The organism is Pedobacter sp. NEAU-ZC8, assembly GCF_059278965.1.
The window spans coordinates 1-23,212 of the sequence record NZ_JCAJXC010000026.1 but is presented as its reverse complement, the minus strand read 5'-3'; the positions used below and the strand labels follow the sequence as shown (position 1 = coordinate 23,212).

The window sequence follows — 23,212 nt, the reverse complement described above, 5'->3', positions numbered from 1 at the left end:
CATGCAACAATTTTTATTGTTTCTTTGTAGTATTCATATTAATTGTACTTAGCTAACCTATTAAATGAATTTTACAAACTTTGGTAAATACATTCTGCTGTTAAAGGCTGTTTTCAGAAGGCCTGAAAAGTTCTCTATTTATATGAAAGCGATTTTTCAGCAGATGAACTTCATCGGTGTCGGCTCCCTGGGTCTGATCTCCATCATCTCAACTTTCATCGGTGCAGTAATGACGCTGCAGATTGCCTTTCAGTTGGTTAGCGACTTTATACCACGTACAATTATTGGTTCCGTAACCCGCGACTCGAGTATTCTGGAACTTAGTCCAACCATCAGCGCCATTGTACTTGCCGGGAAAATAGGTTCTGCAATATCCTCTGAAATCGGCACCATGCGGGTAACCGAGCAGATCGATGCCCTGGAGATCATGGGCATAAACTCGCCCGGATACCTGATCCTGCCGAAGATTCTGGCGGGTATTACTATGGTACCACTGTTGGTAATCTATGCCATGATGTTAAGCATCATTGGCGGCTTTTTCGGTGGAACACTATCAGGAGCGATATCGGCGGCAGACTATATTCAGGGGATCACCACAGACTTTATTCCTTATACCATTACGGTAGCTTTAGTTAAGGCCTTTGTATTTGGATTTATCATCACCTCGGTGCCCGCCTACGAAGGTTTTTATGTGCAGGGTGGCGCTCTGGAAGTTGCACAGGCCAGTACAAGAGCTGTTGTGGTAAGCTGTATTTCAATCCTCGCCTGTGATTATATTGTAACCCAATTGCTATTATGATTGAAGTTAAAGACATTCACAAGTCCTTCGGGCCAAACAAAGTGCTCCAGGGCATTTCAGGCACATTCAAGCCAGGGGTAACCAACCTGATCATCGGGGGGTCCGGCTCGGGAAAAACCACCTTGCTGAAGTGTATGATCGGGCTGCACAAACCTGAAGAAGGCAGCGTACTCTACGACGGCAGGGAATTCACGAACATGAGCTTTGAAGAACGGATCGAGATCCGTAAGGAAATTGGTATGCTCTTTCAGGGTTCTGCCCTCTTTGATTCCATGACCGTTGAGGAAAACATCATGTTCCCCTTAAACATGTTTACCGATCAACCTAAATCTGAAAAGATGGACCGTGTAAACTTTTGTCTTGAACGTGTGAACCTCGAAGGCAAAAACAAACTTTTCCCTGCGGAACTATCCGGCGGTATGAAGAAACGTGTTGGTATTGCACGTGCCATTGCCATGAACCCGAAATACCTTTTTGTGGATGAGCCCAACTCTGGATTAGATCCAAAAACATCTATCGTTATCGATGAACTGATCAAAGAGCTTACGGAAGAATATAATACCACAACCATTGTGGTGACGCACGATATGAACTCTGTAATGGGTATCGGCGACTACATCTTATTCCTGCACCAGGGTAAAAAGTTCTGGGAGGGCTCGAATAAGGAAATTGCCCATACAGACATCGAAGAACTAAACGATTTCGTCTTTGCCAGCCGCTTTATGAAAGCCGCAAAGAAGAATTTTTAATACACACTTATAAAATAATTATGATTAGCCTATTAAGTCCCACTCATTGGAAAGATTATGAGCTGATAGATTGCGGGGATTTTGAAAAACTTGAACGCTTTGGAAACCTGATCCTGTCAAGACCAGAGCCACAGGCTGTTTGGAAGAAAACACTTTCTGAGCAAGAATGGAAAAAACAAACCCATATCCGATTCAAAGGCCGTTCAGCGACTTCCGGAGAGTGGATCAAAACTGCTTCGCAAATTCCGGATCGTTGGAATATTTCCTATACCAATGATGAAGTTACCATCAACCTGAGACTTGGCTTAACGTCATTTAAACATGTAGGGGTGTTTCCCGAGCAAGCTGTGAACTGGGACTATATTTCTTCCAGCGTGAAGAAGTTTAAAACGCCGAATCCGAAAGTATTAAACCTGTTTGCTTATACCGGCGCCGCTTCATTGATCGCTAAAGCTGCGGGTGCAGATACGACGCACGTAGATTCCATCAAACAAGTGGTAAACTGGGCAAATGAAAACCAGGAACTTTCCAACTTAAAAGATGTACGCTGGGTAGTCGAAGATGCACTTAAATTTGTTAAACGTGAACTTAAACGCGGTAAAAAATATAACGGTATCATCTTAGATCCACCGGCGTTTGGCCACGGTCCAAATGGCGAAAAGTGGAAACTCGAAGACCATATCCAGGAAATGATGCAGGAAGTTGTGCAACTGCTGGATGAAAAAGAACACTTCCTGATCCTGAATACCTACTCTCTTGGTTTTTCTTCCGTTATCGTAGAAAACCTCGTTAAAACATCTTTCCCACAGGTTCAAAACCTGGAAACTGGCGAACTGTTTCTCCAGGCAACCTCTGGTATTAAGCTGCCACTTGGCGTGTTCGGTAAATTCAACAAGTTTCAATCCTAATTAAAGCTTATACTTGTAACACATCGGCTGCGTTTAAAAAGCAACCGATGTGTAAGTTTAGTTTAACACCTAATGTATCCCATATGATTAAATCTCACCTGACCGGGTCATTCTTTCTCGGTTTGACGGCCCTTGGGCTAATGTCTTCCTGCGGCTCGGCGGAGCAGAAAGCAACTGCAAATGGCAACACAAATGCAAAGGTCACAAATGCTGCGGCAATAACCGAAGCCGAACCGGAAGTGGAAAGAACGCCGGTGGATACTGCAAAATACGATGAGCTGATTACAAAACTTGCCAACGGTGATACGACCGGAAAGTGGCCGGTAAAGAACCAGCCCTATCCACTGGCAGGTGCAATCCTGCCTTTCAAACGCATTGTTGTTTATTATGGTAATCTGCATTCTAAGAGAATGGGCGCCCTGGGCGAATATCCGCCTAAAGAGATGTGGAGCCGCCTGAATGCGGAAGTTAAACGTTGGGAGAAAGCAGACCCCGCAACACCAGTACAGCCAGGCGTGCATTATATTGCTGCCGTAGCCAGCGGTACTCCTGGTAAAGACGGCAAATACATCAACCGCATGGGAAACAACCAAATCGATTCGGTGATGAAAATCGCTAAAATGCACGATGCCATCGTATTTCTTGATCTCCAGGTTGCCCTGAGTAACATCAAAGACGAACTGCCTCGAATTGAAAAATACCTGGCCTTGCCAAATGTTCACCTGGGTATTGATCCCGAGTTTAGCATGAAAGATGGCTCAAGACCTGGAAGCAGAATCGGCACTTATGACGCTGCCGACATCAACTACTGTTCGGCTTACCTGGCAGACCTGGTGAAAAAACATGACTTGCCGCCAAAAGTATTTACCATACACCGGTTTACCAGAAAAATGGTAACCAACTATAAAAACATTAAACTCAGACCAGAAGTGCAACTCGTGATGCATATGGACGGCTGGGGTGGCCCAGAGCTTAAGAAAGGCACTTACAGACACTTTATCGAAAGTGAACCTGTACAATTCACCGGATTTAAACTGTTCTACAAGAATGATCTTAAACAAGCGCCAAACCGCTTGATGACGCCGGAAGAGCTGCTCAAACTTAAACCGGCACCAATCTATATTCAATATCAATAAGAATTCACCATCCGATCCTAAGCAGCCCAAAGTGGCTGCTTTTTTTTGCCTGTACATCGGGCGCTCCACGAGTCTACCCAACACATAAAGTTCCAGATTAGCCTAGGATTTACTCGAGTATTGCATCATAGTGGAGACGGAGTTGATAGGGGTTTGCTACGTCTCCATACGTACGAAGTACGGAGCAAGCACCTGGCAACTACGTCACAAGTACCTTGCAACTCCAATGCAGGCCTGAACCTCAGGGCTTACCAAGGGGCATTTTGATTTTCTAAGTTTAATTACGATTTTGAGCCGAAATGCAAGATTTCCCACTTTATTTCCAGCTAGGCTGGCAACACATTTTAGATTTTCAAGGATATGATCATATCCTGTTTGTGATGGTTCTTTGTGGCACTTACACCATTTCCGAATGGAAAAAAGTGCTCATTTTAGTTACCGCTTTTACGATCGGACATAGTATTACACTCGCGTTGAGTGTACTCGATATTCTGAAGATCAACAGCGCGCTGATCGAATTTTTAATTCCAGTAACCATATTGATCACCGCAATAGCAAACCTATTCAGTAAAAAAAGCAAGCCCAAAGGTGTACAATTTAAGTACTGGCTCGCTTTATTCTTTGGTTTAGTACATGGAATGGGCTTCTCGAATTACCTGAAAAGCCTGTTGGGTAAGAGCAGCAGCATTGTCGCTGAGCTCTTTGCTTTTAATGTAGGACTTGAGTTTGGTCAGCTGATCATTGTAATTGCCACGTTACTCCTGGCATTTATTCTAATCAACATTGTGAAGGTCAAGAAGTGGGATTGGACGTTTTTCCTTTCTGCAGCAATCTTTGGTATTTCGTTCATGATGGCCGCAGAAAGGATTCCAGGCTTGTTCTAAAACAAGCCCAGTTGTCCGGTGTCGTCAATATCAATATCCTCCGGATTGGTGATTTCCAGATCTATCTTCTTTTTACCCCAAGGCTTTTTGACCTTAGGCTTTTTTGGCGCTTCTTCCGCTATATTGCTGGAGCCTTCGGGCGCAGCAAGAGTTTCCGCAGGAGCATCAGGGCTAACTTCCGGCGTTACATCAACAGGCGCTGCTGACGCAAGCTCCGGGGCTTCCGGTTCCGTCTGATGTTCTTCTGGTTCTTCTTCCGCAGGCTCAGGCGCAGCATCAACAGGCATTTCATCCAGTTCCGGCGCTTCGGTTTCTTGTACTTCCGGAGCTGGTGCTTCTTCCGTCTTTGAAACTTCTTTTAGCGGGATCACGAGGGGCAATACGCCAGCGAGCAACTCCTCTTCCACAGGTTCGGTTGTTTCCGCGGCCTCTTCAATCACAGGCTCAATTTCTTCTGCATTCATAATCTCTATGTTTTGCACCTCATGCGGTGTCATACGATTGCCAAGCGCTTTGATGCCTTTTAGATCAATAAATTCAGCGAGTACAATTTCCAGTGTTTCCGGGATCTGCGTTTTGCCCTTCAGCACATCTACAACCAGCTTCGCATCCGGATTGCTGGTGATACAGATCAGTTTCGATCCAGGCTCCTCGCTAATCAACGACTGCTTTTTACCTACCGCAATGTGCTCAAACACGAAACGTTTGATAAACTGGTTCTTTGCTTTACCATCGTAATGCACGACAGCGAAAGGCTTTTCAGGATCATATTTTTGAATGATGATCAGGTCAGCATCGAAGTGATTGCTGAGCTCAAAAGTGCTGAGTTCATACCAGCCCTCCCGGTGTACCTGCAGGATCTTATCGTCCCCGTCAAATTCACCGAGGTATTTTCCCCTGCCATCTACGTTCAATCGTCTGAGTAGATCGTCATACCAGATTTTTAAACCTGACAGTGTGGAAACACCCTTGCTCTTCAGCACGATTTTTTTAACTGGGTATTTCGATAAGATATTACCTTGTGAGCCTCTACCCTTAATACTGGTTTCTGCGAAGTCAACGTCGAAGTTTACCTTCTTTAGCTTAGAATGGGGCTTCAGCTGTACACTGATGATCTCTGCCTCTCCATTTGGATTGGCAGTAAAGTAGAGCATCTTAGAGCCCTTGGTACCTTTAGTCAGGTCATATTCCTTGTCGCGGGTAACCCCCATCACCGCAAAACGTTTGATGTAAGCGATACCGCTTGCACCATCTTTATAGATCATGTTATAAATGGTACGCTCATCGTTTTTCTTGAATACGGCAGCATGGATGATGCCTTTGCCGACAAAGGTCTTGTCAGCAACTTTGGTGATGATACACTTGCCATCCTCACGAAAGACAATGATCTCGTCCAGGTCGGAGCAGTCGGTGATGTATTCATCTTTTTTCAACCCGGTGCCGATAAAGCCGTCGATACGGTTCATGTAAAGCTTCACGTTGGCAAGTGCCACTTTAGAAGCCTCCACCCTATCGAACAAACGGATTTCCGTTTTACGTTCGCGGCCTTTGCCATATTTGTCCTTTAATTTCTGGAACCAGGCGATCGCATAATCGGTAAGGTGACGCAGGTGGTTCTTCACGACCTTGATCTCTTCCGCAAGCGACTTCATCTGTTCATCCGCTTTCTTCACATCAAAGCGGGTGATACTGCTCATCGGTTTATCGATCAGCTTTTTAAAATCTTCCGGCAGGATCTCCCGGTAGAGTTGCGGTTTAAAAGGATCGAATAATCCATGGAGTACCTGTACAACCATATCGAAGTTACTCGAGTTCTCATATTCAGGATGTTTATACATACCTTCCTGAATGAAGATCTTTAACAGCGAACTGAAGAAGATCTTTTCCTGTAAGTCATGCAAGCGAATTTCCAGCTCTTGCTTAAGCAAGGCTTTCGTGTTATTGGTATTCTCAATAAGGATATCGTTAACACTTAGAAACTGCGGCTTATCATCTTTAATGATACAGGTGTTTGGCGATATGGACACCTCGCAGGAGGTGAAAGCATACAGCGCATCTATGGTGACATCCGGAGAGATACCGGGTGCAAGTTGAATGACAATCTCCACGTTCTGGGCGGTATTGTCTTCGATTTTCTTGATTTTGATTTTCCCCTTCTCATTTGCAGATAAGATGCTGTCGATCACAGATCCCGTAGTGGTACCGTAAGGGATTTCCGTAATAACCAAAGTCTTTTTATCCTTCTCGGTGATCTTAGCGCGCACGCGGATCTTACCGCCACGCATACCTTCATTGTAGGCAGAGAAGTCGGCCATACCACCGGTAAAGAAATCGGGCAGGATGTTCGGCCGGACACCTTTTAGTGCTTCGATGGAAGCATCAAGCAACTCCACAAAGTTGTGCGGCATTACCTTGGTAGCAAGACCTACAGCAATACCTTCGGCACCTTGCGCCAGCAATAAAGGAAATTTTACGGGTAAGGTTAAAGGTTCATTATTCCGGCCATCGTAGCTCAATTGCCAGGTTGTGGTATCAGGATTGAAAACCACATCGTTTGCGAATTTAGACAGGCGCGCCTCAATATACCGGGCCGCAGCAGCGCTGTCGCCGGTAATTGGATCTCCCCAGTTTCCCTGACAGTCGATCAGGAGATCTTTCTGGCCGATCTGTACCATGGCATCACCGATGGAAGCATCCCCGTGCGGGTGATACTTCATGGTATTACCAATAACATTTGCAGCCTTGTTAAAGCGGCCGTCGTCCATTTCTTTCAGCGAATGCAGTATTCTACGCTGAACAGGTTTAAGCCCATCATTAATATGGGGCACCGCACGGTCCAGGATCACATAAGAAGCATAATCGAGGAACCAGTTTTCGTAAAGGCCAGTAATAGGAATTACGGTATGCTTATTTTCTTCGTTTAATTGTGCTTCAGTTTCTTCACTCATCAAAAGGGGTTTAAATCCCGTAAAGATAAGGTTTTAAAAAAATATTTCGATCGTTTTAATGTAGTTCTTACGATGCTCCAAGTAGTCTGTCTTCCACGAAAACGAATGGCAGCAGGCTTTGAATGCCTTCAACCTTAAGGATTTCGCCACCAAGGCAGTAGAACAGCACAGCGATCTCCGTACCTTGCTTCTGTTCTACCTCCGCCATCACCTGCAAACAGCCTCCACAAGAGGTGACCGGCTTGGTTATTTCGAAAAGGTCTGTTTTCGCCGTGATGGCCATACTTTTGATTTTAGCCGTCGGACGGGAAACACCAATAGAGAATAAAGCCACGCGTTCTGCACATAGTCCGGACGGATACGCCACGTTCTCCTGATTGCTGCCCAGCACAACTTCATCGTTGTCCAGCAACACGGCAGTACCGACTTTAAACTTGGAATACGGTGAGTAGGAAGTCTCCAGCGCTTTTACGGACTGCTCACAAAGCTGTCGATCCTGCGCATTCAACTCATCAAGGTTTTCGTAACGGGTATATTTGATGTTGAAGTTTAATTCTACCATAAATTGTTATCTAAAAAAATAAAGGGCTCGCAAGAACGGTAAAATTTAACAGATTGCACTAAACAATTTGCAATATTTTATGTAATAAGGTGTACAAAGCCTTGTGCCATCGCTAGTGGCATGATATTGGTTTATTTACAGCATTATCCACCAAACAAACCAAGCAATTGAATACATATATACGCAAGAGTTTAAAAGTTATTCTTTGGGTCATCGCGAGCATAATCATGCTTGTTGTACTGGTAGCCTTGTCTTTGAACATTCCCGCTGTTCAGAATTTTGTAAAAGATAAGGCGATCACCTTCTTAAAGAATAAGACGCACACGGAAGTGCGATTGGAGAGTATAAAGATCGCTTTTCCAAAAGATGTGGTGTTGAACAAGTTTTACATGGAGGATCTGAACAAAGACACCCTGCTGTATGCACAACGACTTGCGGTAGACATCAGTTTGCTTAAGCTCATCAACAATAAAGTGGAGATCAACAACATTGAATTGGAGAACATCCGGGCCAATGTACACCGGATTGATCCGGATACGACCTTTAACTTTTCCTTTTTGATGGACGCATTCATGTCTGAACAGGCGAAACCGGACGAAGAAGTGGAGAAAGATACCACCTCTACCCTCAAGTTCTCGATGGATAAGATTAGCCTGGAGGATATTGGCATCAAATATCGTGATGATGTTGCAGGGAATGATGTGGTGTTCTACCTGGGTGAATTTAAATCAAGGATCAAAGATTTTGATCTGGCGAATCAGCATTATGTGATCAAGGAGCTTAGCATGAAGAACACTTCATTAAAGTACCTTCAGCAGAAGCCTTTAACACAGCTGGCCAATCATATTGAAGCTTCGGTGGACAGCACGAAGACGGAATCCGGCAAACTTCCGCTGGTGGAAATCCAGGACTTCAACTTTAACAACATCAAGATTGATTTTAATGATAAAGTATCCGGCATGGATGCCTTGGTAAACCTCAACAACCTGAATATTGAGGACCTGTTTGTGGACCTTACCAATGGAAATTACAAAGCGGAGGAAGCAAAGATCAATAATACCAGAATCAACTTCAATCAGGTCGCCACAAGTACCAGGGCAAATGTAAACATCAATGAGTTTTCGATTACCAAGTTGCTTGCGGACCTGAACAAAGGCAAGTATCAGGTGGATAAAGCGGCGTTGAATAAATCGGACATTCGCTTTGCCTTTAAACCTGCGGCAGCGCCTGCAAAAGAGGATACTAAAACTGCAGATACAACGGCGGCTGCGGCAATGGCATTTCTGGTGAATAATCTTTCGCTTGCGGAGAACAACATACAATTTGACAATCTTGCGGCGAAACCGGTAGCGGGCATGGACTTCAATCACCTGAAAATTTCCAACCTTGGGCTGGTTGCCGACTCCCTGGCCTATAGCGATGCGGGCATCAAGGTTAAAGTACAAAGCGGAAACATGCGGGAAAAGAGTGGCTTTACCTTGAACACCCTAAAAGGTGATGTCGCCTACTCTGATAAGGCTATCAAGGTAAATAACCTGGTTATTAAGACTCCGAATACCTCTATTGAAAACAATACGCTGCTTACCTATACCTCCTTGGAGGATCTGACCAAACATCCGGAGCGTGTGAAGATGAATATGGTCATCAAGAACACGACGATCGGCTTAAGAGATGGAAGCTATTTCAGTCCTGCCATACCTGCCGCTTACCGGAACGAGAAGTTTACCGTAAATGCAAATGTAAATGGTTACATGAGCAACCTGAATATCCCACGTTTTCAGATCACCGGGTTGAAAAGTACCCGCATCGACATCAATGGTAATGTGAAGGGCTTGCCGGATGCAGAAAAGGCGGTGATCGATCTGAACATCAAACAATTCTCGCTGGGCAAGGGAGACCTGCTTGCAGTGATTCCAAAATCAGCTTTGCCCGCCAGTATAGAACTGCCAAACCGCATACAGGCAACGGGTAAGTTCAAAGGCTCCATGACCAACTTCAACACCAACTTCAACGTGAATACCGACATGGGCTCTGCGAAGTTACTCGCCGGCATGAAAGGTGCAAAAGGCAGGGAAAGTTATACCGGTCACGTGGAACTGATCAACTTCAATGTGGGCCGCTTGCTGAAACAACAGGATCAAATCGGGAAGATCTCGGTACGTGCCGATGTTGCTGGTACCGGCCTGGAGCCAAAAACTGCAAAAGCGAGGTTTAATGCTAAGCTACTAAGCGCGACCTACAATAAATATACTTACCGGAACCTTAACGTAAACGGTGAATTTGCGAATCAGTCACTTGATATTAAGGGCAACATGCCGGATAGCAACGCCAACTTTGATCTGGCGGCGCTGGTAAATATTGCCGGAAAATATCCTTCGATTAAAGCGGATCTGAACCTGAAGAAACTTGACCTGCAACGTCTGAACTTCAGCCCTACGGCGTTTAGCGTTGCGGGGCTGATCAAAGCCGATGTGCCTACCGCAGACCCGGATTACCTGAATGGGGACATCGCTGTCACCGGCCTCCAACTGGCACAGCAAGGCACATTGATCAACGTAGACAGCATCATTGTACATGCTGAAGCTACCGAAGAACGGAATCTCTTAACCTTACGCTCTGAGGTTTTAAGTGCCAGAGTAGACGGCAAGTATCAACTTACCAACATCGCTCCTGCCATGATCAACCAGATCAACAAGTATTATCAGTTTGGTGAAGTAACGAAGATCCCGGATCAGCGTTTCCGCTTTGCCATGAACATTTATAACTCTAAACTACTACAGCAGTTCGTACCAACACTCACGACCTTCTCGGGTGCAAGAATGTATGGCTTATTAGACACGCAGAAAGATAGTTTGGTAATGACCGTTGCTGCACCGCAGGTGGTATATGGCGACTTTAAAGTAGACAGCACCAGGATCAACGTTGATAATAATGAGGCGAAGCTGAACTATGGCCTTTATGTAAAAGCTATTCAAAGCCCTTCTATTTCTCTGTTTAATACCGAGATTAAAGGCGATGCAGCAAACAACCTGCTTGGGCTGAACATCTATCTGCGGGATAGTAAACTCCGCGACAAGTATGTTTTGGGAGGAACCTTCCAGTCCATTAACAAGGACTTCCGTTTTAGCATGGATCCCGCTAAACTTTTGCTGAACTATGATAAATGGACGGTAGCACAGGACAACTATATCCAGTTCGGCAGTTCAGGAATTCTGGCTAATAACTTCAACTTGAGTCAGGGCACGCAGTTGCTTGGCATCAACAGCACGAGCAGCACACCAAATTCACCTTTACAGGTGCAGTTCAAAGATTTCAGAATTGAGACATTGACTAAATTCGCCGAACAGGACAGTTCACTTGCAGGAGGTTCCATCAATGGAACGGTAGATGTGAAGGACCTGGCTTCTACAGCAAAGTTTGAGGCGAATCTAACGATCAGTGAATTACGTTACCAAAAAGATAATCTGGGCACCTTAAGGGTTGCCGTAAACAACAATACAGAGAATGCCTTTGATGTAAACGTGGCCTTAGCAGGCGTTCATGAGTTTCGTGTCAATGGGTTCTACTATACTGGCCCGACCAGCGCCATGGACCTGACATTGAACATCGACAAAATTGACCTTGCCGCGCTGGAAAGCCTATCCATGGGTCAGATCAGACGAGGCTCCGGAACCGTTACCGGTGCATTGAGTATCAAAGGAACGCCGGCTGCACCAAGGGTACTTGGTGACATCAATTTTAACCAGGTTGCCTTCAATGCAACCTATGTGAATTCCTATTTCAGGATGCCTAATGAGCGCATCAGCTTTACCGAGCGTGGTGTAGACTTCAACAACTTCACCATCATCGATTCGCTAAACCGGAAAGCGACCATAAGTGGCGGCGTTTTGACTACGGATTACAGCAATTTCAGATTCAATATGGACATCCGCACGGACAACTTCCGCGTGATGAATTCAACGGCACTGGATAACGAGATGATGTACGGTACCATGTTCCTGACCAGCAACATCAAGGTTAGAGGTGACCTGAATCAGCCGGATGTTAACATGGATGTTAGTATATTAAAGGACACCCGCTTCTTTTTTGCCTTGCCTACAGCAGATCCATCCATTATAGATCAGGAAGGTATTGTGCAGTTTATTGATGCCGACGCCGCACCGTATAATGGTCAGACCGCATTAGCGACAGACAGCATCCAGAAAGCGCCGGTGACAGGCATCAATCTCACCGCCGCGGTAAAGGTAGACCCTGAAGCCGAGTTCAACGTGATTGTTGATCCATCGAATGGTGACGCCCTGATGATTAAAGGTGAGGCTGACTTAAACGCAACGATGGACCCTAGTGGTAAGATCAGCTTAACCGGAAAGTACGAAGTAGCCGATGGTTCCTACAACCTTACTGTTGGTCCGCTTGGACAGAAACAATTCTCCTTTGTTAAAGGAAGTACCATCGTATGGACTGGAGACCCAATGTCGGCCAATGTTGATCTGACAGCATTGTATGAAGTTAATGCAGCGCCAATCGATCTATTAGGTGATGCTTCAAACTTCCAGGCAAAAACAAAATTACCATTCCAGGTTTTTCTGATGATGGATAATGAGCTGATGAAACCGGATATTTCCTTCCGTCTGGATCTTCCGGAGAATGAAAGAGGTGCCTTAAATGGTACGGTGTACACCAGACTGCAACAGGTGAATCGCGACGAAAGTGAGCTGAATAAGCAGGTATTTGCGTTGCTGGCACTAAACAGGTTCATCGCCAACAATCCATTCCAGAGTCTTGCCGGAGGTGGCGGTGGGGTATCTACTATGGCACGCTCGAGTGTGAGCAAGTTGCTTACCGAACAGCTGAACAACCTTGCCTCTGACCTGATACAGGGTGTGGAACTGAACTTCGGCGTAAATACCTCGGAAGATTACTCGACCGGTTCACTGGAACAAAAAACCGATCTGGAAGTTGGCCTATCCAAGCGACTGCTGAATGACAGGCTAACGGTTACGGTAGGTAGCTCCTTTGGGCTGGAAGGACCGCAAACACAAAGCTCCAACTCCAGCAATATCGCCGGTAACGTCAACGTGGAGTATGCATTGTCTGCCGATGGCAGGTACAGGTTGAGGGCCTATCGCCGGAATCAGACAGAGGCAATTGTGGAAGGACAGATCGTGGAGACTGGTTTAGGATTCGCATTAGTTGTGGACTACAATAAATTCAAACAGATTTTCCAAAGCAGAAAGAAAAGAACAAGAATACAAGAACAGAGCGAACAAAATGAAACAACTAATTAGACCCTTTTTATTTATCCTGATTTGCCTGGTATGGTCGGCTTGTAGCAATACAAAGTACCTTAAACCAGGACAGATCCTATACACTGGCGCAGAAGTAGAAGTTAACCCGGACTCCGCGAAGAAGATAGAGGATCAAAAAGGTGTTAAGTCTGCTCTGGAAACTAAAACCAGACCGAAGCCAAACAAATCTATTCTCGGCCTGAAACCTAAACTCTGGATCTATAATGTAGCAGGAGAGCCAAAGAAACCTAAGGGTATTCGCAATTGGCTGCGCAATAAAGTGGGCGAGCCACCTGTGCTGCTGAGTCAGGTAAACCTACAGCATAACAGTGACGTATTAACCAGCCACCTGATTAGTCAAGGCTACCTGCAGTCGATTGTCACCGGTGATACGGTGATCAAGGATAAGAAAGGGGAAGCGATTTATACCGCCAATACTGGCGACCGCTACAAAATGGCCAGTGTAAAGTTCCCCGAGGATGTAGATTTCTTAACCAGCATCATCGATCAGAACAAGGACAAGTCCTTACTTGAAGCCGGCAAGTATTATGATCTGGACGCTTTCAAGAACGAACGGGTACGGATCGATAATGACCTGAAGGAAAATGGCTTCTTCTACTTCAACCCTGATTACTTGTTATTGCAGGTAGACAGCACCATAGGTAAGAGTCAGGTGGATGTTCGGGTGAAGGTTAAAGACGTGGCACCAGATGCAGCGCTGAAACCTTTCACCATCAACAAGATTAATGTTTATCCAAACTACAGTTTACGTCGTGACAGCACCTTAAGAAGGCTGCAACCGCTGGAATACAACGGCATGAACATTTATGATGACCGCAATACCTTTAAACCAAGGGTATTCGACAGGCTAGTATTTTTCAAGCCGGATGAATTATATAACAGAAGAGATCATAACCAGTCCTTAAACCGGATGGTTAATATTGGTGCTTTCCAGGATGTTCGTGCTGAATTTGTACCCATCGACAGTATGAAAAGCAACCAGCTGGATCTTAATATATTCCTAACCCCACTACGTAAAAACTCCTTATCTTTTTCAGTGACCGGTACCAGTAAATCCAACAACTTCGTTGGTTCGGAGGTAACCTTAACGCAAACGACCCGGAACGTTTTCCGCGGTGCGGAACAGCTCGATGTGAGTGTGAGTGGTGGTTTCGAAACGCAGGTGAGTGGCGTTTCTAAAGGGCTTAACTCCTACTCCCTAACTGCAGAAGGTAAGTTAACCTTTCCACAATTCATTACACCTTTTTTCAAGTTTAACAGCACCAATGCATTCATTCCGAAAACCATTGCGAGGTTGCAGTATCAGCTTTTACAGAGAGGTTCCTTATACGGTCTAAACTCCTTTACTGGTGAATTTGGTTACAATTGGAAGGAAAATCAGTACAAGGAACACAACTTCAACCCGATTTCGATAACCTATGTAAGACCTACAGTTGATTCCTTAAGACGTGAACGTCTGTTTGACTCCATTCCAGGATTAAGAAGCACTTTAGAAAGGCAGTTCATTATTGGTAGCAGGTACAATTTCACCTACACCAACCAGATGGAAACCGAAAGAAAGAATAACATGTTCTTTTATGGTAGCGTTGAAACTGGTGGTAATCTCTGGGGATTGTTTGTGGATAAAAATGATGCTGGCGAACGCACCATCTTCAAAACACCATTAACACAGTTTGTTAGGCTTGAAGCTGATTTGCGGAATTATTATAAACTGACTAGAAATGTAACCTGGGCAAACCGTTTCAATGTAGGCTATGGTCATGCTTATGGCAACAGCACATCATTGCCTTTCGTAAGACAATTCTTCGCCGGTGGTAGTAATGACATCCGAGCTTTTCCAGCACGATCATTAGGTCCGGGAACTTACCGGATAGATACAGCGAGGTTTGCTGACCAGGCAGGAGATATCAAGATCATGCTGAACTCGGAACTGCGCTTTAAACTGGTGAGTATTTTACATGGGGCGCTATTTGCAGATGCCGGTAACGTGTGGTTACGTAAAGAGGATGTTGGAATGCCAGCTACAGCAGATCGGCCTGCAATACCAGGCCGGCCAGGCTCCGGGTTCCGGTTTAAAAATGCTTTAAGCGAGCTTGCTGTGGGTGCGGGAGCGGGCCTTCGTGTTGATGCTTCCATCTTCGTGGTTCGCCTGGATGTGGCCTTCCCGGTACGTAAACCTTGGCTTGCCCCTGGAGATCGCTGGGTGTTTGACGAGATTAACTTCGGTAACAAAGCCTGGAGAAAAGAAAACATCATTTACAACATCGGGATAGGTTATCCTTTTTAAAGCGCGCATGAGTATAGTAAAAAAATCTATCCGTTTTTTTAAGAGCTTTGGTAAGCTGTTTGTCGCGGCTGGTAAAGGTTTCGCGGAAGATCGCGTAACGAAGTTAAGCGCAGCACTGGCTTATTATACCATATTTTCCATAACACCCCTGATCATTATCCTGATCTCTTTAACCAGTATCATTTGGGGGAATGATGCAACAGAAGACAAATTGTTCGCAGAGATCAATGAGTTTGTTGGTGTGGAAGCGGCTAAGCAAATCCAGGATTTCGTTGCACATGCAAGCCTCTCTGGAAAGAGTAATATTGCCCTGGCGATCGGTATCATTTCGCTTGTTGTTGGTGCTACGGCCATCTTCACCGAGATTCAAGACAGCATCAACCTCATCTGGAAAGTTAAAGCCGTACCTAAAAAGGGCTGGCTTAAAATGCTTACCAACCGTTTGTTGTCCTTTTCTCTGATCGCTTCTATGGGCTTTCTGCTGCTGGTATCCTTGGTGATCAACAGTATCGTTGTAGCCTTAGGTAACCGGTTGGAAGATTATGTTCCGGAAGTATCGTCGCTGTTGGTGCTTGTGCTAACCAATGCCTTAACGCTTGCCGTCGTAACTGGAATTTTCACCATCATCTTTAAAGTGCTGCCGGATGTGATTTTAAAATGGCGTACGGCGATTGTCGGTGCATTGTTCACCGCGGTACTGTTTAGCATCGGCAAGTACCTGATCGGAATATATATTGAAAAAGGAGATCCAGGTTCTGCTTTTGGCGCAGCAGGTTCCATCATCGTGATTTTGGTATGGATCTACTATACTTCGATCATCCTTTATTTCGGTGCGGAATTTACCCAGGCATATGCCGAAAAGTATGATCATGGTATTCAACCGACACCGTATGCGGTGCACACGAAAACAGTCGTGATTGAGAAGGATGTAGCTGTCCTTCCAGCGCAGCACCCGGAGGAGACCAAAGACAGTCCGGAAGAGGAAGAAGAAGCAAGATAGACCCGCATAGAAAAGGCTTAGCAACGATTTGCTAAGCCTTTTTTGTTGGATGCTCTTAAGAACCTAGGCGCTTAATTCGACGATATCCTCGGTTACCGCAGCAGTGGCTGCATCAAGATCGGCCGAGATCAGTTCTTCAATGGTATCTTTTTCTATTCTAAGATTTTTGATGATGTGTTTCTGCCTGTCTGGCGTGTTTTTGCCCATGTAATATTCCAACAGGTTTTTGATGGTTTGCTCTTTCAGGATCACCGGGTCGAGTCTGATGTCTTTACCGATGAACAAGCCAAACTCATCTGGAGAAATCTCGCCCAATCCTTTAAATCGGGTAATTTCTGGCCGGGTACCGAGCTTTTCAATGGCTTTCTTACGCTCCTCATCACTGTAGCAGTAAATGGTTTCTTTTTTATTACGAACCCGGAACAGTGGCGTTTGCAGGATATAAACATGCCCGGCCCGAACCAGGTCCGGGAAGAACTGCAGGAAGAAAGTCATCATCAGCAGGCGGATGTGCATACCATCGACATCGGCATCGGTAGCAATCACAATGTTATTGTAATGCAAACCTTCCAGACCATCTTCAATGTTCAGCGCATGTTGCAGCAGGTTAAATTCTTCATTTTCATAAACCACTTTTTTGGTAAGTTCAAAGCAGTTTAACGGTTTTCCCTTTAAGCTGAATACAGCTTGCGTTTCTACATCTCTGGACTTGGTGATGGAACCCGAGGCCGAATCACCCTCCGTAATGAACAAGGTGGTTTCATACCGGCGTTCATGTGTGGTATTAAAGTGGACTTTGCAGTCACGTAGTTTTTTATTGTGTAGCGAGGCCTTTTTAGCACGGTCATTCGCAAGTTTTTTAATTCCCGCAATATCTTTACGCTCACGTTCCGATTGGAGTATCCGCTTCAAAAGTGCTTCGGCAACGTCCGGGTGTTTATGCAGGTAATCATCAAGTTCTTTCTTTACGAAATCATTGATGAAGGTTCTAACAGTTGGTCCTTCGGGGCCCATGTTCTGCGAGCCTAGTTTTGTTTTTGTCTGCGACTCAAATACGGGTTCCTGTACACGTACGGAAATCGCGGCGATGATAGACGCGCGGATATCTGAAGCTTCGTATTCTTTTTTATAAAACTCCCGGATTGTTTTTACAACGGCTTCACGGAAAGCGGCTTGATGGGTACCCCCCTGTGTAGTATGCTGGCCGTTTACAAAAGAGTGGTAATCTTCACCATACTGCTGGCCATGAGTCATGGCGATCTCAATATCGTTCCCTTTAAGGTGAATAATCGGGTAGCGTATATGTTCTACATCGGCAACCTTGTTCAACAGATCATAAAGGCCGCGTTCAGAGAAATACTTTTGACCGTTGTAATTTACCGTAAGACCAGTGTTGAGGAACACATAGTTCCAGATCATGCTTTCTACGAACTCCGAAATGTAGTGGTAGTTTCTGAAGATACTTTCATCCGGATAGAAAGTGATTGCCGTACCATTCCTTTGTGTGGTATCAATAATCGGATGATCAGTTACGATCTCCCCTTTTGAAAACTCTACTTTTTTGGTTTTACCGTCGCGGTAAGATTGTACGATGAAGGTGGTTGACAAAGCGTTTACTGCTTTGGTACCGACCCCATTCAGACCTACGGATTTCTGGAAGGCATTGCTGTCGTACTTACCACCGGTATTGATTTTGGATACACAGTCGATCACTTTACCCAATGGAATACCACGGCCGTAATCACGGATGTTAACTTTATGTTCAGATACGCTGATCTCGATGGTTCTACCAGAACCCATCACAAATTCATCAATGGAATTATCGAAGATCTCCTTCAGTAAGACATAGATACCGTCGTCCTGTGCCGAACCATCCCCAAGTTTCCCGATATACATGCCCGGGCGCAGTCGGATGTGTTCTTTCCAGTCTAAGGACCGGATACTGTCTTCATTATAATTCGGTTCTGCCATATTGTATTGTGTGTATAATCGCAAATTTAGCGCAATTACCGGCTACAACAAACATAAACTGTCAACTTATTAACATATTGGTCAGCTACTTGGGTCATTTTGAAGGCCTTACCTGAAAGCCAAAACTAATACGTACATTTGCAGCGGAACAGGCACCCGCCTATCCATTTTCATACTTAAACCATTACATATTGTTATTCGACGAATTAAATCTGATTGAGCCAATTCTAAAAGCGCTGCAAACAGAAGGCTACACACAGCCAACCCCCATACAAGAACAATCTATACCAACCATACTACAAAGCAAAGACCTGTTGGGCTGTGCACAAACTGGCACCGGAAAAACCGCAGCTTTTGCGATCCCGATGTTGCAGTTGTTGCACAATCCGCACGCGAATGCAAAAGGGCCAAAAACGCCCATCCGCGCACTGGTACTTACCCCTACGCGTGAGCTGGCGATACAGATCGAAGAAAGCTTCAAAGCTTACGGCAGGAACCTGCCCTTACGCCACCTCGTGATTTTTGGTGGTGTGGGTCAAAAAGCACAGACAGATGCTCTACACCGTGGCGTAGATATTCTGGTCGCTACCCCGGGTCGCCTTCTGGATCTGATGAACCAGGGCTTCGTTAACCTTCGTGATATTGAAATCTTTGTATTGGATGAAGCTGACCGTATGCTCGACATGGGTTTCATCCATGATGTAAAGAAAGTTATTGCCAAGCTTCCAGCAAAAAGACAAACGTTGTTTTTCTCGGCAACCATGCCTGCAGAAATTCAGAAGCTGGCGAACACCATCTTAACCAACCCGACGAAGGTTGAAGTTACCCCAGTATCCTCCACAGCGGAAAAGATTCAGCAGGCAATCTATTTTGTAGAAAAGAACAATAAAAAGGATCTTTTAATCCACCTGTTACAGGATAAGTCCATTGAAACCGCCTTGGTATTTACACGTACTAAACATGGTGCAGACCGGGTGGTTAAGGAATTACTTAAAGTGCGTATCAAAGCGGAAGCTATTCACGGTAATAAGAGCCAAAATGCACGTCAGCGCGCATTAACGAACTTCAAATCCAAAGAAACCAGAGTACTTGTAGCAACGGATATCGCGGCCAGAGGTATTGATGTGGATGAGCTTGCTCATGTGATCAACTATGAATTGCCAAACATTCCAGAGACGTATGTACACCGTATTGGCCGCACGGGTCGCGCAGGACTAAGTGGTACCGCATATTCTTTCTGTGATGCTGAGGAGCGTGAGTTCCTGGCGGATATCGAGAAATTAATTGCATTGAAGATTCCAGTAGCTGAAGATAACCCTTACGCAATGAGCTGGCAAGGCCTGATGGCTAAAGCAGCTGCACCTGCGAAATCTAAAGGTCGCGGTGGTGCTGGCGGAAGAAACGGTGGTAACCGCAATGGTGGTCAACGTAAAGTTGATCGTGAACCTAATCTTAGCGGTGCTAAAAGAAGTCCAAAACCTGCAAGAAAAGCTTAGTCAATTCACAAAACATCATAGCAGCATTTGCTGCTCATGAAAAAAGGCCGTGTCATCAATCTGATGAACGGCCTTTTTTCATGAGCTAAGGTGTAGCTTATAGGTTTTAAACTTTCCGGATTCGAATAATGCGCATCCAGTGCAGCACTTTCATAACCGGATAGGTAGGATCAAATTCAAACCATCGGCTCGCAAAATTCGGGCTGTTTGGCTTTTTATGGTGATTGTTCTGGAACAACTCGCCAAGCATCAGGAAGTCTAATGGAAGTGAGTTCTTGCTATGGTCATCATTGTCATGATTGGAGTAGCCATACTTATGACCACACCAGTTCACAATAGCGCCGTGTAAGGGTCCCATAAGGAAGTGAATCGGCAACAGCAGGAACATCCACCATTGTGTAGCGAAGGTTGCATAAAACCAGATGTAAAAGCCTATGAATACCATGCGCGTGATCCAGGAGTCACCAATCTTATCAATAATGGGCCATGAAGGATAACGGTCCCTGAACTGTTCTTCAGGTTCGATATTATACTTGGCATAATTTAAATAGATGTTTTTGGTTTGGATCATCATGCCCCATACATCCTTCACAAAGTGTGGAGAATGCGGATCTTTTTCGGTGTCGCTATAGGCATGGTGCATACGATGCAAGATGGCGTAAGCACGTGGATTAAGAAAAGAGGATCCCTGCGCCAAAAAAGTTAGCGTATAGAAGAACCGTTCCCAAAAGATGTTCATCTTGAACATTTTATGGGATGCGTATCGGTGCAAGAAGAACGTTTGTGAAAATAGAGAGAGAAACCAGTGGGCTAAAAAGAAAAATAAAATAATCATAAAGGGTGTTAGTACTGTAAAATATCGGACATCTAAAAGGGTGCCGAATTATAAAAGTACTAACATCCCCGGTAAATTAAGTCATTTTGATATCTTTATCTTCCAAAATCGTCCTGTACGCGCACGATATCAGATTCATCAGAAGGGTTTGCAGCATCGGTATGTTGCCAGATCTCAGAGATTACACCCCAGTCATCAAGACCGATCAGACGGTGTCTTTCACCTTGTTGCAATTTGATCTTGCTTCCAGTGTTCAGTTGTTGAATATCACCTTGTTCATCGCTTGGGCTGGTAATTACACCAACGGTACCGCTTACCACCTGCCAGATTTCTGCACGACGGTGGTGATATTGCCAGGACAAACGCTTATTAGGCGCCACAACCAGGATTTTCGGGCTAAGCTTACCACCGATTTTAAGGTCCTCGACATTAAGGCCATCAAAGTAAACATTGGCGAACTGTTGAGCCTGGGCTTCATCAATGACAAAAAATCCTCCCCAAGGGCGGGTATCATCCACGTTAACCACATTGAACCCCTCGCTATTCAAGCGCTGTGCAATGCTGTCAAATATTTCTTTTTTCTGTTCTGACATAATAGAGTTATACTTTTTGAAGCCAAATATAAAAAAACCATGAGGTTCTGCAACCATGAGCCAGGCTAAAATTGGAACAACTATTGCATTGAGTATGAAAACAATGTTAACCTAAAGAACTATAAAAATGGGATTATTAAAAACGATTATTGTTGGCGCGGCAGTAGTAGCTGGGTATAAGTATGCAACGAAAAAAAGAGTTGAAGATGGAAAGTCATTTTTCGACGACATCCAGGAAAACATCCCAGGATGGAAAGATAAAGCGATGCAGTTCGCCAACAAGGCAAAACAGGACTATGCGCCAAACACCACAGACTTACATGGCATGTAGAACCAATTGCCGTTTAACATAAAAGCCCGGATCTGATGATCCGGGCTTTTATGTTTACTGAGAATTTTAAAAAGGTCAATATATTGTTGTTATGCAAAATGTGTTGGCTGTTCGTGTCAGTTCAGATCGGGCTAGGTAGGCTATATGTTATACCGTAAAAAAGGTTGAACGACACGATTTTATTCTCAGGAGTCTGAACAGTACTTAAGGCCATAACTAGGAGCCTGGATAAAACAAAAGGATAGACGAAGGGGAATTAAGTCGATACGATCTAAATTCTTGATTATGGCTATTACAAAACAATCAGTTGGGATAGATATCTCACAAGCTACATTTACAGTATGTCTGTGTCAGCGTGCAGAGAATGGCGAATTAGCGTTCTCAAAAGTAGTAACCTTTGGCAATGATACTAAAGGTTTTAACCAAATGCTTCGCTGGGCCAAGGGCGCTATCGCCATCGGACCAGAGCTTGTGTTTCTAATGGAAGCCACGGGTGTTTATTACGAAAATTTGGCACACCATTTACATAAAGTAAAGAAAAGGGTTCATGTGGTGCTTCCTAACACCTCTAAACACTACTTTTCGAGCTTAAACATCAAGACCAAGACAGATGCTGTTGATGCAAGGATCTTAAGTCAGCTTGGAGTAGAGCGGACTCATAAGCTTTGGACTCCACCTCCTGCCGCCTTATTACAGCTGAGGAATCTAACCAGATATTATGTTCAGCTACAAGAACAAAAAACTAGCCTTGGCAACATCAAGCACAGTAAGGACGCTTCGCACGATGTTCAAAGCTTCATTCTCAAGAGTAATAAAAAGTTGATTGAAGATATCGACAAAGAAATTGCAAAAACGTTAAAAGAGATAAAAAGGCTTATAGAAACAGACAGCAACCTGAAAGAAAGAATAACAAAGCTGCTCACCATAAAGGGAGTAGGTTTGATTACCATAGCTACTATCCTGGCCGAAACTATGGGATTTGAGCATTTCAGGAATGCTAAACAACTGGTAAGTTATTCAGGCTATGATGTCGTGCAAAGAGAATCAGGAACCTCCATAAAAGGCAAGACCAGAATCTCTAAAAAAGGCAATCGGTACATCAGAAATGCATTGTACTTCCCGGCAATGGTCGCTTGCAGATTCAATCCTGGTCTAAAAGAAATGTATACAAGAATCAATCAAAACAAACCCTCAAAGATGATTGGACAAGTTGCCATTCAAAGAAAGCTATTAATATTGATCTATACTTTATGGAAGAATGATACGGAGTTCATTGAGGGCTATAAACTAAGTAGTCCCAACCCGAAAGTTGAGACTACGCTAGATAGTTCCATAGTCGAACTTCTTTGAAATACAAAAATACTTTTTTGTCTAAAATGTTTGCAATTTATAACAGTACCTTTT

The 23,212-nt window shown here is 44.6% G+C and carries 16 protein-coding genes; 11 read left to right on the top strand and 5 right to left on the bottom strand.

Annotated features, from left to right (window positions below):
• Positions 1–64: 64 nt before the first annotated feature.
• From AC5WJX_RS17010 to AC5WJX_RS16990, 5 genes are all read left to right on the top strand, one after another.
• On the top strand, positions 65–799 hold the full coding sequence (locus tag AC5WJX_RS17010; protein ID WP_440431206.1) for an MlaE family ABC transporter permease: 735 nt from the start codon (positions 65–67) through the stop codon (positions 797–799).
• On the top strand, positions 796–1,548 hold the full coding sequence (locus tag AC5WJX_RS17005) for an ABC transporter ATP-binding protein (protein WP_440431208.1): 753 nt from the start codon (positions 796–798) through the stop codon (positions 1,546–1,548). The genes AC5WJX_RS17010 and AC5WJX_RS17005 overlap by 4 nt, the downstream gene beginning before the upstream one ends.
• A 20-nt stretch (positions 1,549–1,568) precedes the next feature.
• A complete protein-coding gene (locus AC5WJX_RS17000; protein WP_440431209.1) occupies positions 1,569–2,456 on the top strand; it encodes a class I SAM-dependent methyltransferase in 888 nt (295 codons plus the stop codon).
• Positions 2,457–2,539: 83 nt separating this feature from the next.
• The gene (locus AC5WJX_RS16995; protein ID WP_494485481.1) at positions 2,540–3,592 is read left to right on the top strand and encodes a hypothetical protein; all 1,053 of its coding nucleotides are present in this window, start codon (positions 2,540–2,542) and stop codon (positions 3,590–3,592) included.
• A 299-nt stretch (positions 3,593–3,891) separates the two neighbouring features.
• Complete coding sequence (locus tag AC5WJX_RS16990) at positions 3,892–4,476, top strand: HupE/UreJ family protein (RefSeq protein WP_494485480.1); 585 nt, start codon at positions 3,892–3,894, stop codon at positions 4,474–4,476.
• Here AC5WJX_RS16990 and AC5WJX_RS16985 read toward each other — a convergent pair.
• Both AC5WJX_RS16985 and AC5WJX_RS16980 read right to left on the bottom strand, forming a co-directional pair.
• A complete protein-coding gene (locus AC5WJX_RS16985; RefSeq protein ID WP_494485479.1) occupies positions 4,473–7,424 on the bottom strand; it encodes a DNA gyrase/topoisomerase IV subunit A in 2,952 nt (983 codons plus the stop codon). The genes AC5WJX_RS16990 and AC5WJX_RS16985 overlap by 4 nt on opposite strands.
• 67 nt (positions 7,425–7,491) lie before the next feature.
• Entirely contained in the window at positions 7,492–7,986 is a 495-nt protein-coding gene (locus AC5WJX_RS16980) for a cytidine deaminase (protein WP_440431216.1), read from the bottom strand.
• A 167-nt stretch (positions 7,987–8,153) separates the two neighbouring features.
• Between AC5WJX_RS16980 and AC5WJX_RS16975 the strand changes: the two genes are divergently transcribed.
• Genes AC5WJX_RS16975 through AC5WJX_RS16965 form a run of 3 tightly spaced genes read left to right on the top strand, consistent with a single transcriptional unit; the run spans position 8,154 to position 16,582 of the window.
• The gene (locus AC5WJX_RS16975) at positions 8,154–13,274 is read left to right on the top strand and encodes a translocation/assembly module TamB domain-containing protein (protein WP_494485478.1); all 5,121 of its coding nucleotides are present in this window, start codon (positions 8,154–8,156) and stop codon (positions 13,272–13,274) included.
• Complete coding sequence (gene tamL, locus AC5WJX_RS16970) at positions 13,258–15,582, top strand: translocation and assembly module lipoprotein TamL (protein WP_440431220.1); 2,325 nt, start codon at positions 13,258–13,260, stop codon at positions 15,580–15,582. Before AC5WJX_RS16975 ends, tamL begins: the two co-directional genes overlap by 17 nt.
• Before the next feature lie 7 nt (positions 15,583–15,589).
• Positions 15,590–16,582, top strand: a complete 993-nt coding sequence (locus AC5WJX_RS16965) for a YihY/virulence factor BrkB family protein (protein WP_494485477.1) — start codon at positions 15,590–15,592, stop codon at positions 16,580–16,582.
• Positions 16,583–16,645: 63 nt separating this feature from the next.
• Here the strand turns inward: AC5WJX_RS16965 and AC5WJX_RS16960 are convergent, their stop codons facing one another.
• Positions 16,646–18,553, bottom strand: a complete 1,908-nt coding sequence (locus AC5WJX_RS16960) for a DNA topoisomerase IV subunit B (RefSeq protein ID WP_494485476.1) — start codon at positions 18,551–18,553, stop codon at positions 16,646–16,648.
• 191 nt (positions 18,554–18,744) lie between these two features.
• On the opposite strand from AC5WJX_RS16960, the gene AC5WJX_RS16955 reads away from it, so the two are divergent.
• On the top strand, positions 18,745–20,049 hold the full coding sequence (locus AC5WJX_RS16955; protein WP_494485475.1) for a DEAD/DEAH box helicase: 1,305 nt from the start codon (positions 18,745–18,747) through the stop codon (positions 20,047–20,049).
• A gap of 106 nt (positions 20,050–20,155) precedes the next feature.
• Here the strand turns inward: AC5WJX_RS16955 and AC5WJX_RS16950 are convergent, their stop codons facing one another.
• Together AC5WJX_RS16950 and AC5WJX_RS16945 are read right to left on the bottom strand one after the other, a co-directional pair.
• Positions 20,156–20,884 (bottom strand): acyl-CoA desaturase, encoded by a 729-nt coding sequence (locus tag AC5WJX_RS16950; protein WP_440431228.1) that lies wholly within the window; start codon positions 20,882–20,884, stop codon positions 20,156–20,158.
• Positions 20,885–20,979: 95 nt separating this feature from the next.
• Entirely contained in the window at positions 20,980–21,477 is a 498-nt protein-coding gene (locus AC5WJX_RS16945; RefSeq protein ID WP_440431230.1) for a cupin domain-containing protein, read from the bottom strand.
• 127 nt (positions 21,478–21,604) lie between these two features.
• On the opposite strand from AC5WJX_RS16945, the gene AC5WJX_RS16940 reads away from it, so the two are divergent.
• Entirely contained in the window at positions 21,605–21,808 is a 204-nt protein-coding gene (locus AC5WJX_RS16940; RefSeq protein WP_494485474.1) for a YtxH domain-containing protein, read from the top strand.
• Positions 21,809–22,093: 285 nt separating this feature from the next.
• Positions 22,094–23,158 carry an IS110 family RNA-guided transposase gene (locus AC5WJX_RS16935; RefSeq protein ID WP_494483982.1) on the top strand — a complete coding sequence of 355 codons (1,065 nt, stop codon included), beginning with the start codon at positions 22,094–22,096 and terminating at the stop codon, positions 23,156–23,158.
• Positions 23,159–23,212: the final 54 nt, after the last annotated feature.

Bases quoted from the DNA above. Each gene is read 5' to 3' on its own strand.
- AC5WJX_RS17010 (WP_440431206.1), top strand. From the start codon at position 65: ATGAATTTTACAAACTTTGGTAAATACATTCTGCTGTTAAAGGCTGTT.
- AC5WJX_RS17005 (WP_440431208.1), top strand. From the start codon at position 796: ATGATTGAAGTTAAAGACATTCACAAGTCCTTCGGGCCAAACAAAGTG.
- AC5WJX_RS17000 (WP_440431209.1), top strand. From the start codon at position 1,569: ATGATTAGCCTATTAAGTCCCACTCATTGGAAAGATTATGAGCTGATA.
- AC5WJX_RS16995 (WP_494485481.1), top strand. From the start codon at position 2,540: ATGATTAAATCTCACCTGACCGGGTCATTCTTTCTCGGTTTGACGGCC.
- AC5WJX_RS16990 (WP_494485480.1), top strand. From the start codon at position 3,892: ATGCAAGATTTCCCACTTTATTTCCAGCTAGGCTGGCAACACATTTTA.
- AC5WJX_RS16985 (WP_494485479.1), bottom strand. From the start codon at position 7,424: ATGAGTGAAGAAACTGAAGCACAATTAAACGAAGAAAATAAGCATACC.
- AC5WJX_RS16980 (WP_440431216.1), bottom strand. From the start codon at position 7,986: ATGGTAGAATTAAACTTCAACATCAAATATACCCGTTACGAAAACCTT.
- tamL (WP_440431220.1), top strand. From the start codon at position 13,258: ATGAAACAACTAATTAGACCCTTTTTATTTATCCTGATTTGCCTGGTA.
- AC5WJX_RS16965 (WP_494485477.1), top strand. From the start codon at position 15,590: ATGAGTATAGTAAAAAAATCTATCCGTTTTTTTAAGAGCTTTGGTAAG.
- AC5WJX_RS16960 (WP_494485476.1), bottom strand. From the start codon at position 18,553: ATGGCAGAACCGAATTATAATGAAGACAGTATCCGGTCCTTAGACTGG.
- AC5WJX_RS16950 (WP_440431228.1), bottom strand. From the start codon at position 20,884: ATGATTATTTTATTTTTCTTTTTAGCCCACTGGTTTCTCTCTCTATTT.
- AC5WJX_RS16945 (WP_440431230.1), bottom strand. From the start codon at position 21,477: ATGTCAGAACAGAAAAAAGAAATATTTGACAGCATTGCACAGCGCTTG.
- AC5WJX_RS16940 (WP_494485474.1), top strand. From the start codon at position 21,605: ATGGGATTATTAAAAACGATTATTGTTGGCGCGGCAGTAGTAGCTGGG.
- AC5WJX_RS16935 (WP_494483982.1), top strand. From the start codon at position 22,094: ATGGCTATTACAAAACAATCAGTTGGGATAGATATCTCACAAGCTACA.